This is a genomic window from Caballeronia calidae, assembly GCF_900044055.2.
Taxonomy (GTDB): domain Bacteria; phylum Pseudomonadota; class Gammaproteobacteria; order Burkholderiales; family Burkholderiaceae; genus Caballeronia; species Caballeronia calidae.
Genome location: NZ_FCOX02000096.1, coordinates 1 through 18,263, shown reverse-complemented (window position 1 = coordinate 18,263; position 18,263 = coordinate 1). Strand labels below are relative to the sequence as shown.

General features: G+C 58.9%; 14 protein-coding genes and 1 pseudogene. 4 read left to right on the top strand and 11 right to left on the bottom strand.

Annotation, left to right across the window (positions count from 1 at the left end; genetic code table 11):
- On the top strand, window positions 1–150 hold a 150-nt coding region (locus AWB78_RS44345), incomplete at its 5' end, for a transposase (protein ID WP_157697761.1).
- A gap of 3 nt (window positions 151–153) precedes the next feature.
- Here AWB78_RS44345 and AWB78_RS38235 read toward each other — a convergent pair.
- The 11 genes and pseudogenes from AWB78_RS38235 to AWB78_RS38185 all read right to left on the bottom strand — a co-directional run.
- Window positions 154–597 (bottom strand): annotated as a pseudogene (locus tag AWB78_RS38235) (aldehyde dehydrogenase family protein); the annotation flags it as partial.
- Window positions 598–665: 68 nt separating this feature from the next.
- Window positions 666–1,169: a peroxiredoxin gene (locus AWB78_RS38230; RefSeq protein ID WP_062611912.1), complete on the bottom strand. Its 504-nt coding sequence runs from the start codon at window positions 1,167–1,169 to the stop codon at window positions 666–668.
- A gap of 23 nt (window positions 1,170–1,192) precedes the next feature.
- Window positions 1,193–2,155 carry an NHL repeat-containing protein gene (locus AWB78_RS38225; protein WP_062611911.1) on the bottom strand — a complete coding sequence of 321 codons (963 nt, stop codon included), beginning with the start codon at window positions 2,153–2,155 and terminating at the stop codon, window positions 1,193–1,195.
- An 8-nt stretch (window positions 2,156–2,163) separates the two neighbouring features.
- Window positions 2,164–2,943 (bottom strand): VOC family protein, encoded by a 780-nt coding sequence (locus AWB78_RS38220; RefSeq protein ID WP_062611910.1) that lies wholly within the window; start codon window positions 2,941–2,943, stop codon window positions 2,164–2,166.
- 54 nt (window positions 2,944–2,997) lie between these two features.
- Window positions 2,998–3,957 carry a PDR/VanB family oxidoreductase gene (locus tag AWB78_RS38215; RefSeq protein ID WP_062611909.1) on the bottom strand — a complete coding sequence of 320 codons (960 nt, stop codon included), beginning with the start codon at window positions 3,955–3,957 and terminating at the stop codon, window positions 2,998–3,000.
- Window positions 3,958–4,040: 83 nt separating this feature from the next.
- Entirely contained in the window at window positions 4,041–4,466 is a 426-nt protein-coding gene (locus AWB78_RS38210) for a Rieske (2Fe-2S) protein (RefSeq protein WP_062611908.1), read from the bottom strand.
- 28 nt (window positions 4,467–4,494) lie between these two features.
- Window positions 4,495–5,538, bottom strand: a complete 1,044-nt coding sequence (locus tag AWB78_RS38205; RefSeq protein WP_062611907.1) for an amidohydrolase family protein — start codon at window positions 5,536–5,538, stop codon at window positions 4,495–4,497.
- Window positions 5,535–6,701, bottom strand: a complete 1,167-nt coding sequence (locus AWB78_RS38200; RefSeq protein WP_232478045.1) for an amidohydrolase family protein — start codon at window positions 6,699–6,701, stop codon at window positions 5,535–5,537. The genes AWB78_RS38205 and AWB78_RS38200 overlap by 4 nt, the downstream gene beginning before the upstream one ends.
- A 935-nt stretch (window positions 6,702–7,636) precedes the next feature.
- Complete coding sequence (locus tag AWB78_RS38195; RefSeq protein ID WP_062611906.1) at window positions 7,637–8,893, bottom strand: MFS transporter; 1,257 nt, start codon at window positions 8,891–8,893, stop codon at window positions 7,637–7,639.
- A gap of 708 nt (window positions 8,894–9,601) precedes the next feature.
- A complete protein-coding gene (locus AWB78_RS38190) occupies window positions 9,602–10,948 on the bottom strand; it encodes an Nramp family divalent metal transporter (protein ID WP_082883584.1) in 1,347 nt (448 codons plus the stop codon).
- Between the two features lie 524 nt (window positions 10,949–11,472).
- A complete protein-coding gene (locus AWB78_RS38185; RefSeq protein WP_062611904.1) occupies window positions 11,473–12,813 on the bottom strand; it encodes a CapA family protein in 1,341 nt (446 codons plus the stop codon).
- A 380-nt stretch (window positions 12,814–13,193) separates the two neighbouring features.
- Here AWB78_RS38185 and AWB78_RS38180 point away from each other — a divergent pair, with 380 nt between their 5' ends.
- The 3 genes from AWB78_RS38180 to AWB78_RS38170 all read left to right on the top strand — a co-directional run bounded on the left by AWB78_RS38180 (window position 13,194) and on the right by AWB78_RS38170 (window position 18,100).
- Complete coding sequence (locus AWB78_RS38180; RefSeq protein ID WP_062611903.1) at window positions 13,194–14,447, top strand: MFS transporter; 1,254 nt, start codon at window positions 13,194–13,196, stop codon at window positions 14,445–14,447.
- A gap of 1,048 nt (window positions 14,448–15,495) precedes the next feature.
- Window positions 15,496–16,200, top strand: coding sequence for a phosphatase PAP2 family protein (locus AWB78_RS38175; protein ID WP_062611902.1), 705 nt, complete (start codon window positions 15,496–15,498; stop codon window positions 16,198–16,200).
- A 676-nt stretch (window positions 16,201–16,876) separates the two neighbouring features.
- Complete coding sequence (locus AWB78_RS38170; RefSeq protein WP_063959085.1) at window positions 16,877–18,100, top strand: extracellular catalytic domain type 1 short-chain-length polyhydroxyalkanoate depolymerase; 1,224 nt, start codon at window positions 16,877–16,879, stop codon at window positions 18,098–18,100.
- Window positions 18,101–18,263 lie beyond the last annotated feature (163 nt).

Here is an 18,263-nt window from a genome sequence, read left to right as displayed (position 1 = left end):
GAAGTCTGTCACAGCTGGTTCAACCGCTTTCGCAAACTGTTGGTCCGATACGAAAAACTCGAACGCAGTTTCGTCGCCCTAAACCACCTTGCCGCTGCCATCATCGCCTTCCGCAAGGTGCCGCTGAGCGTTAACATAATTTACGGATAAGCTCTTAGTCACGAGGAGGCGCTTATCCGCTACGGGAGTCGCCAGCGTGTCTCCGGCGACACGCTTTCCTTCTTCCGCAAACCACTCGATAAAAGACGCTGCATAGGCGATCTCGCCTTTTGCTTCGGCGAGTGGCTTGCCTTGCTCCGTCGTGAGAATCCACGCAAGGTCGTCAGTGTTCTCGATGATCGCATCGAACCACCGGCGAAGGATGACGGCGCGCTCTTTGGCGGTCTTCGATCGCCATCCCTGCCAGGCGGCATTGGCGGCATCGATGGCGCGACGTGTCTCGCTCGCGCCCATACGCGGCACGCGGCCCAGCAAGTCCCCATTAGAGGGATCATGCACTTCGAACGTCGCTCCGCTTTCCGCGTCCTGCCATTCGCCATTGATGAAGGCCGCGTGACGCAGCAGCGTCGGATCCTTGAGTCGATTTGTCAGGCTCATAATGCTTGCTCGAGAACTTAGGGTGGGTGCTACGGCGCTCTACAGCCTTGCGAGCGCGGTCAATCGAATCAGCGCAGGGCAGCGAGAATCGTATCGGGATCGGTGACTTCGTATTTTCCGGGCGCGTCTACTTTGAGCGTTTTGATTACACCATCGTCCACGATCATCGCGTAGCGCTGCGAACGCACGCCCATTCCGCGCTCGGTCAAATCCTGAGTCAGCCCGATTGCTTCAGCAAAGTGAGCGCAGCCGTCAGCGATCATGTTGACCTTGCCCGCTGCGCGAAGGTCACGCCCCCACGCGCTCATCACAAAAGCATCGTTGACAGATACACACCAGATTTCATCGATGCCGGCTTCGACGAGTTCTGAAGCCTTCGCGACGTAGCTCGGCGCATGCTTCGCCGAGCATGTCGGCGTGAACGCACCGGGCAAGCCGAATATCACCACGCGCTTTCCCGCGGTTCTCTCTCGCGTCGAGAACGCCTGTGGACCGACAGCACACCCTTCAGAGGCCTCTTCGATAAATTCGAACAGCCTCGCGTCGGGCAACAGATCACCTTCCTTTGTCATCTTCCTCTTCCTTGAGAGACACTTTACCGCTGAGTCGGCATGAACTTACGCAGGCAACGATGACGACGAAGCGGTCGTCCGGTGTAGTTTGCGAACGACTCCGGCACCTCCGACACGTAGACGGCTCCCGTTGAGTCCACCGCGATTGCGTGAGGTGCCGGAAATTCAACGCCTGGGCAATCGATCGCTGTCACGATGGCTCCGTCGGACGTGCGGACCGTGACTCGCCCTTGCATTTCGCTGTGCGCTCGACCGAGCCGCCACGACTTCAAATCCTTGGGGCCTCGGGGAAGCTCGGTCACATAGACCAAGCCGTTCCGGCCGAAAGCCAGATCCGTCGGCCTCTGGACATTCGTCCATGTCCCGACCCGTTGACCGTCGCGCGCGAAGATCTGAATGCGGTCATTCTCCCGATCGCAAACGAAGACCTGACCGGAGTCGTCGAGCATCACGCTGTGCGGGATCACGAAGCAGCCGGGATCCGCTCCCGGCCCGCCCCACGAACAGACCTGTCGACGGTCGACCGAAAAGCGGTGAATCCTGCAGTTCCGATAGCCATCGCTGACGAACAACTCTCCATCGGCCGCGGCGGCGACCTTAGTCGGCCTGTTGAACGGCGGACCACCTTTCAGGCGCTCGTACGCGACCTCGGCACTTGGCGCTGTTGCGTCATAACCGGTATCGGCCGGAACGCCGGTGCCGATCGTTTCGAGCAAGCGACCCGAGCGATCAAACACGAAGACCTGATGAGCACCGTCGTCAGCAATGTAGATCCTGCCGTCACCACCGACCGAAATCAGATGGGGGCGAGTCGAAAAGCAGTCGTTGCCCCAGCGGTTCAAGACCGTGCCGTCCGGGCTGAACACCGTCACGGTATCGGAGCCGCGTCGCAGGACATACACGCGATCCTCGGCGTCGACTGCCACGCCCGTGACGTCCTCTTCCCAGGTTTGACCGCCCCAGCCCGCCACCAGCTCGAAATTCATCACGCTCTTTACCTCTTGGACGCGTGCACCCAATTGGGAACGTGCGGCTGAGCTTCCTCCGGTGCACCTTCGAGGAGCGCAGAGACCGGGTTTTCATCCATGAGCCAGTCCGAGAAGTCATACGACTGCCACGCGGTATCCGACGGATCGAATGACGAAATTTCGAGCGGGTTACCGCTCGGGTCCGCAAAGTAGATCGATGAAATGAACCGATGCGCGTTGTTTGCGCCGCGCCGCTCGGAGACCTCGGACACGTCGACGCCGTTGGCTTGCAGATGCTCGCGGAACCACACGACGTCCGCATGCGAGCGTACATCGAAGGACAAATGGTCAAGCTTCTGCGGTTCGACCGGCTTGCTCCAGCGCTCCTTAACCGACGCAGGCCACAGTACCGAGCTGACCGGCGCGGGCGGACGCTCTGACACACCCGGCGCCTCATAAAGCGAAAACAGTTCGCCGTTACCCATTTCGAAGAACACCTGCCGCAACGAAATGTTCACTGCAACGGGCGACGTATCGGCCGGCTTCACCGCAGAGCCGCTCGAATGGTGGGCAGCGGTGCGCAACCCCTCGCCCGTGGAAGTAAACCGCACCGTGCGCACGACCTTCATCCCGAGGATATCCCGGTAGAACCGCACACCCTGATTCATGTCATGCGTGAAAAGCACCAGGTGATTGATACCCGAGATACGGCCCGCGGCCGGCCCCACTTCCTGCAGGACACGTCGGTGGCCCGGAATCATTTCGGCGCGCGAAGCGGCAGCCTTCTCCGTGGTCAAATCAGCCATAGCAAAATTCTCCTGTATTCAATGTTCTGTGGATCGCGTCGATTTCACGCGTACTTATGCGTCCAGCACCAATCGCGACGAACACGATCGAGATACGCACACCATGATCGTCTTCCCTGCCGCCCGTTCCTTGGGGCTCAGCACCGAATCCCGATGGTCGGGCGTGCCTGAAATGACTCGGGTTTCGCACGAGCCGCACACCCCTTCCTGACAAGACGAATCGATGTCGACGCCAAGCTCCTCGGCCTTGTCCAGAATCGAGCAGCCCGGCGGCACAGTCGCAACGATTCCGGAGCGCGCGAATTCAACTTCAAACTCCGTGTCCTCATCGATGGAGCCGTCTGCTCGCGCCGAGAAACGCTCGTAGTGCACGCGATCGCTCGACCACGACGCGCAACTGTCGTCGATGGCATTGAGCATCGGATCGGGTCCGCAGCAATACAGGACCGTGTCGGGATCGGCCTGCGCGATCAGCGTATTCAAATCCGCCTGTCCGCTCGCGTCGCTTTCGTGCAGCGACACCCGATCACCACCGATCGCGACGACGTCATCGATGAAAGCCATCGACTCCGCCGAACGTCCGCAATAAAAGAGGCGCCAATCAGCGCCTGCTGCACAGACGTTCGTAAGCATCGGGAGAATGGGCGTAATGCCGATTCCGCCTGCGATGAACAGATAGCGCTTCGCGGCGACCAGCGGAAAGTTGTTTCGGGGGGAGGAAACGCGAATCGTGTCGCCTTCCGCCACGCCCTCGTGGATGTGGGCTGATCCACCGCGGCCGTCCGACGCGAGGCGTACGGCGACTTGCCAGTGTTGTCGGTCAGTAGTCTGCCCGCACAGTGAGTATTGCCGCACGTAGTCCACGCCGTTGGAAGTGAAATGGAGATCCACGTGTGCGCCCGGTTCCCAGACCGGAAGATCGGCTCCATCGCGGCGCGCGAACGTCAAACGATGGACTCCATCAGCTACTACATCCTTGCGGGTGATCACAAGTTCGAAGTCGCGCTCCGACATAACAAACCCCTCATTTATCAGGCGAGTCCCAAGCGTCTGCCGCGACTCGCCCATCAAAAAGTCCTTGCTGTCCCAGAAGACGCTCAGACTTCCAGAACTACCGTTGCACCTTCGATCGTCACCGGCACCGTCTCCACACCTGCTTTCAGGCGCTCGAGCTCTTCCGGCGATTCGACCTTCACCGGATAGCTGCGCACTTTCTGCTTCGATTCGAAGATTGTGCGGCCGGTCTTGATCTCGAACTCCCAGTGATGCCACGGGCAAGCGACGATTTCGCCATCACGCACCCAATGCATTTCCGGAAGCCGGTCTGCCGGCAGCTCGGCCTGGGACGTACCGCGCACCTTGCCTTTGCACAGCGGACCGCCCATGTGCGGGCAAGTGTTCTTCAACGCGTAGAACTGGCCTTCGACATTGAAGACACCGATACCGCTCTTCACTTTGTCGGGATAGACGATGGTCGACGAACCCGGCGGCAAATCACTGACAGCACCCACTACATAACGCATGATCTTGTCTCCTTCGACTCGTGCGGATTCACGAGCTCAATTCAGCTGAAACGCGCGTCGCCAAGCGCGGGTAGAACTGCGCCGCGTTGTCGGCGAGGACTCGGGCACGCTCCTTTTCCGACCACGTCGGGAACACATCGCCAGCGTTGACCCCATCCCAGTACGGATGGCGGCTACCGAAAACCACGAGCGAGGAGTTGTCGCCGCCGATCGTGCCGGCCGAAGTCGTGCTGTGCGGCGAGATTTCGTCGTCGGGCTGCGTGACAAAGCGAGCCTGGCGCTCCAGATACAGGGTTGGATCCTTGCTTACCCAGGGCACTTCGACACGATCCGATTGCCAATCCTTGTCCGTGCGGATGACCAGCGAGCGGGCGGCATGTACGCTCAGGTCGCCGAACACCACGCGCAGCTCGGGCAGACGCTCGAACACACCGGCAACGATGAAGCTGGTCAGCTGGACGATCGCCGACATCGGGCGGATCGCATGGTTCTCGGCGAAGTAGCTCGGGAAGCCAACCTGCGACGGCGCCGGCTCGACCAGCGTGGCGAAGTCATCGTGTACGAAGACAACGAGGCCTCGCTCGGCTGCGGCGCGCCAGATCGGGAAGAAGCGCTGTTCGCCATACGTCGCGAGTGCGCGAGCGGGCACGACCAACTGCACGAAGCGGTCGTCGTCGGCCCATTTGTCGATCTCGCGCAATGCCGTGTCGGTGTCATTCAGTGCGATACGGATCGACCCGAGGAAACGACCTTCGGATTCCGGAGCGTCCAGCCACTTCTCCGACATCAACCGGTTGGCGGCGCTCGCAACTGCGGCAGCCTGTTGCGGGTTGGGCCAGTAGCCACGAGTCGTCGGGCTCAGCACGGCGTAGTCGACGCCGCGGCGACGCAGGTCTTCAGCGACGGCGGCCGGACTGGATGCCTGTTCGGCCGGGACGCTCATCTGATCGAACGGTGCACGGTACTTTTCGCCGAAGAGCGGCGGCAACTTGAGCAGGTTCCAGGGCGAACCGACGGCCTTGTTGAATTCGATGTTGTCCAGAACCGGATGGACTGCGCAATCGATAATCATCGTGCACCTCCGGCAGCCAGATCGAAACGGTCGACCGGACGGGTCGTCGGCAGGTTGTACACCAGGCGGGCATTTTCAGACATGATTCGCTTCTTCACATCGGCATCCAAGGAGCGCGGCAGCGCCTTGCTCGGAGGATCGTAGTCGTAATGGGGATAGTCGCTCGAGAACATCACGAGCTCGGCTGCATTCGCTTCTTCGTACAGCGCCGCGATCTTGTGCGGGTCCGTGTTTTCTTCGATCGGCTGCGTCGCAAAGCGGCAATGATCGAGGACGTACTGCAACGGCGTCTTCTTGAGTCCGAGCTCTTTCGAGGTCATCGCCCAGTGACGTTGCATGCGATCCACGACCGGCCGGTACCACAGGAATCCACCTTCGACGAACAGCACCTTCATGTCGGGGTGGCGATCGAATACGCCATTGCAGATCCAGCTTGCCAGGTGCGCTGCATAAGCCATCGGCGCAATCAGCGAGTGATACTCGACGAAGTACTGCAGCGGGCCGGTTGAGGTCCAGCCGAGCGGTTGAGTCGCGCCGCCTCGGAAGTGCATCGAGATCGGCAGATTGTGGCGCGCAGCGGCTTCCCAGATCGGGTCATACATCGGGTGCCCGAACGGGCGCGGACCGTAGTGACCGATCATCACCTGACGGAAGCCCGGATGGCCGCCCCACTTGTCGATCTCCTTCGCAGCGCCCAGGGGATCATCCACAGAGATGGAGATCGAACCGACGTAACGGTTTTCAGCGTTGTACTTCGACAGCCAGGTATCCGCCATCCAACTGTTCACGGCGCCGGCCAGCGCGGTGTCCAGCTTGGGATCGGTCGTAAAGCCCCGGAAGCTCCACGGCAGGAGGATCGCGTAGTCGGTAGGATCATCCACGAACATCTGCTGGCCGACCATTTCCGGGTCCGAGCCGATATCGCCGATGGACGGATACGCATCCTTGCGGCCACCACCATCAAGCGTCTTGTATGTCGAGCGGCTGAACGGCACGCTGTCGATCAGGTTCGGCATGTCGCGCCAGGGCGCGTCGAGGTAAGGGATCAGTTCTTCGAAAGAACGCGGTTCGACGTGAACGTCCGTATCGATCACTTTGATCTCGACGTGTTCGATTTGCGCGTCCTTCGATTCCGGCCGTTCGAGTGTTGCCGTCGTCATCATGTTTCCTCCCGACAATGGGTTGTCGTCGTCAATTCGTTACGTTGCGACGTGTGGGGTTCGTCGTGATATTCAGTCTGCCTGTATAGTTTTGGCGTGTCAACGAAACCGACCTAGGGAGAAGTCCGGAGCATCCCGGTTTTGGGGTCTTTGGCGAGATACGCGCGACGCGGTGAGCTGAGAAATCAGAGGCTTTCAACAGCCAAAAATCAGCTCGGAACTCGTCGTGCTGGATCAGCACGCGGTGTCGGTTTCCCTTTGTCAGCAAAGCGTTTCAAGCGTTCTGGGCGTTAAATGCATCGCTTCATGCGAAGCGATGCGGCGTGACAATTCCGCCACGTTGCGCACAGTGCCGCGGGCGACGTATCCAACACGTTAGGGACATTCCCTTAGATACGAAAACTGGATATACAGGCAAACTGATGACAAATACAGGCAGACTGCGCATTCAATTTTCGAGACCTCGACCACCGAAACGGCCCAATCTCGGCCCAGATCTTCCGCACACGATTCGCTCAAGTGACGCCCATCGACTCTCTGGGTGATGCGACGAGCGTACGAATCCTTCCTCACGGTTTTCTCCGACTCCTTTTGTGTAGCCGCTTGCCTATACCAAGTGGACGCGATGCCGATGGAAAAGGCGTCGCGAATCGGCGCTCGCCCCTCGCTGCATCTTGCATCGCAGACGCGTGGGTAACGTACAAGACATCGAGCGCGCAGCATCGCTGCGTGGGGCGCTCTGACGGCTTGAAGAGGTGACCAGGTACCTCAGGCCCCATTGGATCAATCGAGGCCCTCCTGAAGATCGAAGGCCCTATGCCGAGGCTGCGTCAAACGGAACGAGCGCCCGCACACCATGGTCGATCTGCGAAGGTACATTCGCAGGACCAAGGCGTTGCAGGCGCTCGGAGAGCCAGTTCAGTCTGGGCTATTGCATGTCAGTCCGGAAGGCGTCGCGCGCGGTAGGCATAGTAGATCTGGACCGCGGAAGAGACAGCGAGAAGACCGAAGCTCACTGCTCGTAGAAACTCCGCACCTGTGAAGCGATCTGCTTGATGTGTGAGCACCCAGCCGGCCAGCGCCGGGCCCACGGAGATTCCCGCGACCGCTACGACGTAGTAGACGCCGTTCATCTGCCCGGTCTTATCCAGTTTCGACAACACGCCAAGAATCAGCGGATTGATGACCCAGTAAGAGAAGGCGAACAGAAGCACGGATGCGATGAAGACGACGAGCGAGCGCGGGAAGCCGAGCTGCAGAACGACAGCGCTACACAGCGACACGAAGAAAAGCGAAATAATCGGAGCAGACGCCTTCCGGTCTCCGGCAAAGACCGCCATCGCAGATCCGAGTGCGCTGACGATTGCCGCCCAACCCAGTAGCATGGACATCTGCGACTTTCCAATCGCGGCCGTTTCACCAAGCACAGCGATGAACGGATAAAACGTGCCAATACCAAGGTAGAAAACAAAGAAGGTCAATGCAAGGATCACCTTCTCGGACAGACCAATCGTTCGCACGCCTTGGACTGACACCGCCTTTTTCTTCTCCACGCGCTCGTGACTTTCTGGAACGTAGCCGATCAGCACCAGGGCGAGTGGCACCGTACCAGCCAGAATCACGAAAATCGAGTTTGCCCCGCAAATCCGGTCGATGAATGGCATCGCGAACGCTGCGACGGCACCATAGAGCTGCGTGGTCGTCGAGTACAGTGCCGCTGTTTTTCCCGGCCGACCGGAAAGCGCGATAAGAATGCCGAGGCGTCCGAGACCAAAGCCAGCACCCAGGCCGGACAGGCATCGCAGACCGTACAGAACGACGCCTGGATCTGCTTTAAACGGGATGCTTGCGATGTTGGCCATCATCATCATGGCCAGCGCGCCGAACAGATATCCCCGTCGGCGCAAAAAGAACGGGAAAGCCGTCGCCAGGACTGTGCCCGCGCTCGTCGAGATCATTTCGGCTGTCAGAAGATAGCCAGATGTCGCTTTGTCAAAGCCGACGGACTGAACGAAGGCCTGGATGATGAGCGGTTTGAGGGAGGAAGCTGCATGTCCTGCTACGCCTACCATCACGATCGCGATGATAGGTAAAGTCACCCAGAAACTGGCGCGCGAAAATAGTCCTCTGTCTTCGATGGATGATGCGGAGATGGACTCCGCGTCGCGTAGGTTGGTTGCTGCGGGGTCGCTCATTTGTACTGTCTCCTGTTCGTGGTAAAACTAGTGAAACTTCATGTGATCTCGCTTTCCGCAATCGTCCTCAGGTCCTAATGGGTTCATCAAGCCTCATTCCTATTACGTAGGATGCCGAATCTCTCTAATCGGATATTTTTACCGCGATGTGATCCTCCGATTCTCCGCCAGCACCGCTTATTCAGTCTGCCTGTATACTTGGAGCTCGTATGTAAGGGGATTTACTTACCAGAAGATACGCTCACCAGTTCCTTGAGGATAGAGAATGGAAAAGACTTCCTTTTCAGGCTGAGCGCACAACGCGTCCACGCGATGAGCCCACGCCAGGCGTCGCTCAACGCAGCAGCTCCCCTCTGCAAGCAGGGTGGCAACGGCGTACCCTCGCATCCGACTCTTCTCGGATTTTCAGATGCGAAGATGGTGTGACGTCGCCCTTTATGTGGCCGTTCTCGAGAATGTCATCATCGGCGCTCGCTCATTGGGCGGGAACACTCCCCACGACCCATCGTCATGACGAAAGAAGACGAACTCAAGCGTTCCCGAAGGACGGGTCGCCATAACCTGCACGTATCGCCAAGGTTTGCTTCGTCCATGACTGAAATTCGTGATCCGCATGTGCGCGCAGTCCTCGTGGCCCAGGCATCTGTCTACAAGGGCACGCAACGAATACTCGCGATAGCTCATCGTTCATCTCCTGTCGCGCAAGCGCTAGTTCACTATCAACTGCCAAAGAAGCATCGCATTCAGCGCCACGATAGTGCCGGCGCACAGCCACGCTAACGCTCGCGGAATGCCTCGGATCCGAAATCGACCCATCAACCTTTGGTCCGATGCAAAGGTCACTAGCGGAATGACGGCCAGCGGCAGTTGCACGCTGAGCACCACTTGGCTCGCGACCAGTAACTGGTTCGATCCGTGTTCGCCGAACGCACAGACGGCAAGCAATGCTGGTCCGATCGCGAGCGTTCGAGTCAGAAGAGCGCGGACCCAACGTGCGCTCTTCATTTGCAAAAACCCTTCCATCACCGCCTGTCCTGCAAGCGTTCCAGTCACGGTCGCGTTGAGCCCGCATGCAAGCAGGGCTGCAGCGAAAATGACGCCTGCCCATTGATTGCCGACGAGAGGCGCGATCAGACGATGGGCGTCCGCAAGATCGCTGACGTCGTAATGGCCACTTGCGTGAAACACAGCGGCCGCAACGATCATGAGAGAAGCATTGACAGTGAAAGCCAGACCCAGCGATGCAAAAGTGTCGATATTGACGCCCTTCATCGCGTTATCGATCGACGGTTCGTCTCGCTCGCTGGCGTGATGCTTCACGAGCGCGGAATGAAGATACAGATTGTGTGGCATCACGGTCGCGCCCAAAATGCCCGCGGCAAACCAGAGCATTCCCGCATCGCGCAGCAAATCGGTCGATGGCTTGATGCCGGCAAGCGCTGCATGCCATGACGGGTTCGCGAGCGCAAGCTCGACGACGAAGCAGAGGCCAACAAAGAAGATCAACGAGCTGATCACCACTTGCAGCGGACGTTGTCCGCGGCTTTGCAGCGCCAACATGGCGAATGTGGCGACTGCGGACATCATCACACCGACCGTCAGCGAAACGCCAAGCAGAAGTTGCAGCGCCACCGCACTACCAACAACTTCAGCAACGTCACACGCGATAATCGCGATCTCGCAGGTGATCCACAGGAAGAGTGTGCATCGACGGCTGTAGCGCTCCCGGCACAATTGAGCGAGGTCCCGCCCCGTTACGACGCCCACTTTCGACGCGACCCACTGCAACAGCAAACCCATCAGACTCGCTGCAAGGACCACACTTAACAATTGATAGCCGTACTTCGCGCCACTTCCGAGCGCCGTGGCCCAGTTACCCGGGTCCATATAGCCGACAGCGACCAGAGCCCCGGCACCGATAAACGATGACCAGCGCCCACGCGCACCTCGCGATCCCTCGGGTGGCTCGCCTCGACGCTTGCTTCTGGCTCCCGGGAGACGGTTGGGAGCCGGCAAGTCAGTTGACCCTGTCTGATTGAGTACGAACGTGTTCATGGTTCCGCGGACTGTGAGTTGATTCTTGGCGAGCAGGTTGAGACGAATGGCGGGTTGCCTGAGCAGAGACGCCGCAGCGTCTTGAAGCCTCAGTTGTCATCGTCGCTGATGGATCTCAGCTGCGGCACCCGAGGTGTGGGAATGCAGTCACCACTCCATCGGTGTGCGAGGATGCGCATCTCCCAATATATTCAGTCTGCCTGTATACTTTGAGGGTGTCAATCACACGGTGGATAGGGAAGTTCCCTAAATGATTGAAGCGTTGATGCGGCCGTTGAAAGGCCTTGAGCGGGCGGACCTGTCGCCGCTCATCTGGCGAGATAGTCGTGTTCCCGGCGGCCGCAGGCAGAAGTGATGGAGAGAAGTGACAGAGTCGGTTGCGTCACGAGTGAAAGTCCAGACGCCCATGAATCAGACGCCCCGGCACACATCGGGATCACAAAATCCGATTTGTTCATTGCGTCTCGGAAGGATGCTCGCGTCCTCCCTGAACAACAGGGAGAAGCGCGAGCGGAATCCATCAGTTATAGATTCGACCTGATCTTTCCGACGCAGCGGTCACCCTCTCGCACGATCTCGACGCTCGCGCCGAACGGTTGGGAGAGACCGTCGAGGCGAGACAGGATTCGTGCAGCTTCATCTCCGGAGGCTAGCTGTGGGCACCCGCGCCGACTTCTCGGCGCATCTCGTCCGAGTGTGATCGGATGAAGCTCACTATCAGCGAGCACTCCGTTCTCGAACGTGAACCTCGCGACAACGGACTCCCAGAAGAGCGGTTGTTTGCCGTAACCGGTCACCACATCGAAGAGATCCGCGGGTGTAGAAGTCAGCGGCATGCCTTGCTGTTCATAGACTTCGAGCGGGAACGAAGAGAACGTCTCCACGTTGAAGATGAAGTTGCCGAGCGAATAGCAGATTGGACGACCTGCATAGAGCTCGACCCCACGAAGCATGTGGGGACCGTGGGCGAAGACGCCATGGGCGCCGGCATCGATCAACTTGTGGGCGAGCGGCTGAAGAAACTCCGCGGGTGTCTCACTATTCCAGCGGCCTTGAAGTCCTTCGTGGCAATGCAGCCCGACGAACACGAGGTCAGCTTGGCGGGACGCTTCGCGCACCGAGGCTGTCAGTTCGTCGACGTCTCGCTCCAACGCGTCCGTCACCACTCGGGAGGTATCGCTCGGAGCGAAGTTGACGCCCTCGACCGCAAACCCTCCCTCCGGGGGCGGATCGTAGACGTTCTTGTCCGGATAAGGGAAATGAATTCCCGGTGCAGTCGTCCCTGTCGCGGCCACGTTCACGCCCGCCTCTGCCAGGATTTCACGCAGTTCGTCGAACCGCTCTTTCTTGATGTAGTGAGTCTTCTGGACTCGAACGGGTGCAATGCCAGGGCGCCCGACGTCACCCACGCTCGGATCCGCAGCAAGGTTCAGGCGCGCATTACTCGAGCCCGCAGCGATGTACGCGACTCGGCAACCGGGCGCGCTGAAATAGCGTGGCGCACGCGCTTCACGCAGCGTTCGGCCCACTCCGGCGTACGTCAATCCACGCGCCTCGAGCGCCTCGATCGAAGACACGAGTCCGGAGACTCCGTAGTCAGTGGCGTGGTTGTGCGCCATACCGTAGATGTCGATTCCGAGCCACTCAAACTCCGACAACAACTCGGGCTCCACACCACACGGAATGCCGTGCATGGTCGTCGACGCCATCCGGCCTCGACCGGGGAAAACCATCTCAACGTTCGTTATCGCGACGTCGGTGTTCCTCAGCATCTCGACGAGAGCGAGGAAATCAGCATCGGGGTTCGGGGAGATACGCTGCGTGAGCATGGCGTCACCCGTGGCAAGAACACTTACTTTTGACACAATGAAGCTCCTTCTTGGTGTACCAACTTGGGATACATTGATCCGGGTGAGCCAAATTGTCAATGCAATATTCGCTCGTTGTCAACGCGCTTGAGCTCGTCCGAAGGCTGCCGCGCAGTCGCAATGGCGCAGGCAGGCCGACTACAGCCGACCTCAGTGAATTCCCTTACATACGCGTCGGAAATACACAGGCAGACTGAACACAAATATAGACAGGCAGGCTGATTACTGAGATGGGATATACCCGAGTGAACCGCATAACCGGTGCCCGGACGGTCTCATCGAAGACGCCGCGATCGATCCCCATTTCACTGTCAGGATGAAACGGACGTCTGTGGGATCCGGTTACGAGTCTGTCGTACCGAAAAGGAGACACTTGAATGAGCGATCCATCTGGAGCCAAACTGCAAAAGGCGGAGTCCAATTCCTTCGACCTTTCAGGAGGCCACGGCATGGCTCGCAGCGGCCTTTGGATGGCATTGCCCATCCTCGCAATCGTGATGGTCGGTGTTGCAGGGCACGCGGCCTCCTCCCTTAAACCGCTGATCATCCAAGCTTTCGTTCAGTCTGTCGGTTTCGACAAGGCAACGGCCGGCTACCTCCTTACCGCCGAAATGATTTCGACGAGCGCGGGAACCGTTCTCGCGACGGCTTTTCCGTTCGCTCTGCGTCGGCGGGAGTATCTGTTCGCCGCTCTCGCGATGATGATGCTCGCAAACGTGGGAAGCATCGCGTTCAAGACCGACCCGGGCTTTCTCCTCTATATCCTGCGCTGCCTGTCGGGGGTCGGCGCGGGCTTCGGCTTGGGACGGCTCGGAATTCTGATTGCCCTCTCCGGACGCCCGAGCAAGACGGCAGCGCTGTATTCGACAAGCACTCAGCTATATGGCGCCGCGGCAGCCTTCGCGATGCCGTTCATCGATAGACTCTGCGGCTCGAATGCGATTTTCTTGATTCTGGCCGGCACTGTTCCTCTCGGGCTGGCCCTCATCGCGTTCATCCCCGAAAGCCATGTGAGCAGTGAGAAGAAGAAAAAGGTGGTGGTCGATGGAGTCCAAGCACTCGGACTCGCCGAGAAGGCGATTCTCGCTACGACATTCGGCCTGTTTTACCTCGGCGTTGGAACATTTTGGCCCTTCATCTCCGTCTTAGGTGAGACTTCCGGAATTGCTTCCACAACGATGTCTACCGTTTTGGGCTGGGCCGCAATCGTGAGCGCCCTCGGGTCTGCCACGGCTGTCTTTGTCGGTGATCGCAAAGGCTCGGCCTTCATCATCGCCGCTTTCTTTCTCTTATTGTGTGGCTCTGTTGTATTGCAGTTGTTCTTTCCGCGATCGCTCGTTGTATTCATCTGCTCAGTGTTGCTCTTCGCCCTGGCCTACTGGGTGATCAATCCGATGATCCTCGGCGTGCTGTCGAAGTTAGACCGATCTGGCCAGATGAACGGCGTCTACTACATCGTCGCGGTCGGTGGTATCGCATTGGGTCCGGCGTTGGCAGGTTGGATTCTCACCAACGAGAGGGATCGATTCACGAGCGTCGAATTTCTGCGGACTGCCAGTTTGAGTTTGCTCGCAGTGTCGTCTGCGGTGCAGATTTACTACGCGTTCCGCGCCCGCCGCCTTTCCCAATAACGTAACGAGATTCGGATCGTGCACGGACCGTCCTTGCCGAGACTACGTCGGGAAATGTTGACGTGATGGGTCACCAAGACGCCTTTTGCCGCTTCGCGACACCTTGAAATTAGTGATTGGAGACTTTCAGTGAATACGCTTTCCACGGGCGCATTGCGCATCCGTATCAGAATCGCTCTCGGCATCACGTTCATTGTGATGGGAGCAGCGCTGCAGCTACTGCAGTTGTCGAACTGCCTCGCAGGCCGATAACACGGTGTTGCACATCGAAGCCGACACGGCCAGATTGGTCAGATTTTCGTATCTGCGCCCCATCCCCGCTCGTCGATACTCGTCGGTCTCACCGTCTCTTGCCAAAGCTGAACGGCCGCTCGAACGACCATGCGCCGATGACGGCGAAGGGCTGGAACTCGCCGGGTTGAGGCAGTGCCACCGGCAATTTGCTCGCCGGAAACCGGCCATTGAGCGGTGGCGGACGAGACCTCGACTATTCAAACTGGATGGCGACCCGTTCAAAACTGGAAATCGGCGGGACGCGCGGTAACCGGTGTGGGAGATAAGCGGATCGGGATCCATCGGCGATCGCCGGGTGGCGTTCGCGGCGGCGCACCGGGTAGTAACAAGCGCTTGATGCAAAGCATGCGCCCGCGCGAACACGCCGGGCAGCATGAAGCGATCAACCGGTGAGTTTCGCGTAGTGGTCGCCACGGTCGGCGTCGGGTGCGCGGCAAGGCTTGCCGGTATGCTGCAGACGGCGGCGCGCGCTCAACCGGACTCGCGCACATCCATCGGTCTGGAGGTCGCAACGACGAGCTGAGATTCGTGCGCTTCGCGGTCCCCGACCGCCCACGATCGTGCAAGGAAAAGGGCTTGCCTCGAAAGCGCGTTGCCGATTTCCATCGAGCTGGCCCCGGAGCGCCGCTTCGCTCATCGCTGAACGTATCGCAAAGCATTCGGCTCCGGTGTTATGCGAGGTTTTGAACAGACGATTGAACTGCCCGCACGTACGCTTCGAACACAATTACATCTACGCGCGGAGACACGAGGCATGAACGCTTTTGATACGCCAATCCAAACTTGGCTGGTTCATATCGCCGCATCTTCCTTCGTGTTCACGCACGCCGTTCACGCGGTCGCGGAGTTCTACTTCACCAAAGGCCTCATTCCGCTAGCGATTCTCTGCGCCATGTGGTTCCAGCCGGGAGACTCGCAGCAGTGGCGCCGCGAGACCGTCGTCGCGACGCTGTGCGCCGGGCTCGTGGCTTTTCTGCTCGGCCGCCTGTTCGCGCTGACGCTGCCGTTCCGCCTTCGTCCGATGTATGACCCCGCAGTTCATCTGTCGTTTCCCTTAGCCGACCAGACGGGCGCGGCCATGCGCCTGTGGAGCTCGTTCCCGAGCGATCATGCCGCCCTCTGGATGGCGATAGCAGTCGGCATCTTCCTCGTCTGGCGATGGCTCGGCGTCCTCGCGATCGTGCATTGCGTGGTCTTCGTGTGTCTGCCGCGCGTCTATCTGGGGCTGCACTATCCGACCGACGTCATCGGCGGCGCTGTCATCGGGGCGTTCTGCGGATGGTTCCTCACACGCGGGCCGATACGCACTCGCTTCGCGCCATTATTCGTGCGATTCATGGAATGTCGACCGACCGCGGGTTACATGCTTGCCTTCCTTTTTTTGTTCGAACTCGCGACGATGTTCGACGAGCCACGCTTCCTCGCGACGTTGGTCATAAAGCAACTACACCGAGGATAAGCCAGCAGATGCGATCTTAATCTGTCGCGATAACTGGAAGCTTTCGATTTTCGGGGTCCTGCGGAAAATCAAGCGTCACTACTAGGAATTGAGACCTACATGACTCCCTAGACTAGGACGTAGGTATTACCCAAAGCGCAAGTCCCTGACGTTCGCAGGCGGCATCTTTGACGCCAGGACACAGTAATTGCGCTTCCCCGGTTTCAAAGGTGTTCGCGCTGCCGTGTGATGAGGGGAGGCCGCCCGAGCCTTAGCTGAGAATGTCGATACGCTGAAATGAACCGCGGATCACCGTTTCTCACCCGTGCCAGCCAGTAGCTGAGTTCTTGCTGGCATTCATCGCTGTCGATATGGCTGAAACATGGGGACTGTGAAGGCATCTGTGCCGCAGCCCAATGCAACGCAAAAATCGTTTCCTGGTGATGAAAGAGGTCCGTTTCATTGCTGTCTCCCGGCGACGTGACGTTCAACGATAAGCATCGCTGATGCCAGCGGCCCGCGAAGCGAATAACGCCTGAACTTTGGGAGCCTTCGTGCGGGGTCGCGCGCGGACAAGCGGGCCGTCGGAAGTTCCAATCCATGAAGACTTCGTGGGTCCGGGAACGGCGCATGCGAATGGGCCTTCACCGACCCTGAGTGACTTCCCGGTCAGGCAACTTCTCAAAGAAGAAACGGAATGAATATCTTTGATCCACTTGCATCGGCACACGCCGCGCTTTCGTCGCTCTTCGCAGGCGGACCGATAGGCCTCGCGGCGCAGTTCTTCGTCGATCCGCAGACGGTCGCAAGCGCGAACCCGCAAGCGCCCGCGCAGGTCGCGACCAATGCAACCAATGCGACTGACGCTAGCGACGCGCCGGCCATGACGCCACCGCCGCTCCCTTCGGCCGCGCCCCTTATCAAGCGGCATGGTTCACCGTCGACGAATGATCCGCAGTGGTTGAGCCGTCACTTTGGATACGCGGGTCAAACACACCGCTTCAAGCTCTATGTTCCAAGTGTCTATCAAGGCCAATCGCTTCCGATGATCGTCATGCTCCACGGCGCACAGCAAGACCCCGAGGACTTCGCCGCCGGCACACAGATGAACGAAGCCGCAGAAGCGCACGGCTACATCGTCGCCTATCCGGAGCAACCGGAGAGCGTCAGTCTCCTTCGATGTTGGAACTGGTTTCGACCTGGCGACCAGGTGCGTGAGTCGGGCGAAGTATCGATGATCGCGGCCCTCACGCGAGAGCTCATTGCGATGTACAACGTCGACGACACTCGTGTCTATGTAGCAGGCATGTCGGCGGGTGGCGCCATGGCTGTCAATCTCGCGGTGACTCATCCCGATGTTTATGCGGCCGCTGCCATCCATTCAGGGGTCGCCTTCGGTGTCGCAGACGAGGCGTTTTCGGCACTCTGTGCGATGAACGACGGTATGGGTAAGATTCGTTTGCCCACAGGTTCGCTTGACGGTTCTCAGTCACGCGCCGTGCCACTCATTGTCTTTCACGGCGACGCTGACGAAACCGTGCATCCGCGCAACGGCGATCAGATCGTCACAATGCGCCGGCTGTTGCAAGGTGACGCTGGCGGGATGCTTCAGCTTCCTGCAACTTACGTGAAGGAAACGGAGACCGGCTACGCCTATACGCGCCGTGTCTTCCATGATGAACAAGGAGTCCCCGTTAGCGAGCAATGGCTCGTGCACGGACTTGGTCATGCGTGGTCAGGAGGACACCCCCGAGGTACCTACACCGACTCCTCCGGTCCGCATGCCACTTGCGAAATTGTGCGGTTTTTCGAGCAATTTGCGCTCAAGAGGGAAGCTGTCGAGTGCACGTCGACTAATCCGAGCTTTGGCTTCTCAAGTAGCCGAGATCCGCGTCAGCGCTGGGTTTCGGCTATTTTTTAGGCTATTATGTACCCATGTAAATTAGTATTTTTGTATTGCTTTTTTAGGCATATATGCTTGAATGAGTGTTCATGTATATCGAACACGTCCCCAACCGTAACTCCCCTCCGGCCGTGCTACTGCGCGAGTCTTATCGCGAAGGCAACACGGTTAAGAAGCGCAC

Bases quoted from the DNA above. Each gene is read 5' to 3' on its own strand.
- AWB78_RS38230 (WP_062611912.1), bottom strand. From the start codon at position 1,169: ATGACAAAGGAAGGTGATCTGTTGCCCGACGCGAGGCTGTTCGAATTT.
- AWB78_RS38225 (WP_062611911.1), bottom strand. From the start codon at position 2,155: ATGAATTTCGAGCTGGTGGCGGGCTGGGGCGGTCAAACCTGGGAAGAG.
- AWB78_RS38220 (WP_062611910.1), bottom strand. From the start codon at position 2,943: ATGGCTGATTTGACCACGGAGAAGGCTGCCGCTTCGCGCGCCGAAATG.
- AWB78_RS38215 (WP_062611909.1), bottom strand. From the start codon at position 3,957: ATGTCGGAGCGCGACTTCGAACTTGTGATCACCCGCAAGGATGTAGTA.
- AWB78_RS38210 (WP_062611908.1), bottom strand. From the start codon at position 4,466: ATGCGTTATGTAGTGGGTGCTGTCAGTGATTTGCCGCCGGGTTCGTCG.
- AWB78_RS38205 (WP_062611907.1), bottom strand. From the start codon at position 5,538: ATGATTATCGATTGCGCAGTCCATCCGGTTCTGGACAACATCGAATTC.
- AWB78_RS38200 (WP_232478045.1), bottom strand. From the start codon at position 6,701: ATGATGACGACGGCAACACTCGAACGGCCGGAATCGAAGGACGCGCAA.
- AWB78_RS38195 (WP_062611906.1), bottom strand. From the start codon at position 8,893: ATGAGCGACCCCGCAGCAACCAACCTACGCGACGCGGAGTCCATCTCC.
- AWB78_RS38190 (WP_082883584.1), bottom strand. From the start codon at position 10,948: ATGAACACGTTCGTACTCAATCAGACAGGGTCAACTGACTTGCCGGCT.
- AWB78_RS38180 (WP_062611903.1), top strand. From the start codon at position 13,194: ATGAGCGATCCATCTGGAGCCAAACTGCAAAAGGCGGAGTCCAATTCC.
- AWB78_RS38175 (WP_062611902.1), top strand. From the start codon at position 15,496: ATGAACGCTTTTGATACGCCAATCCAAACTTGGCTGGTTCATATCGCC.
- AWB78_RS38170 (WP_063959085.1), top strand. From the start codon at position 16,877: ATGAATATCTTTGATCCACTTGCATCGGCACACGCCGCGCTTTCGTCG.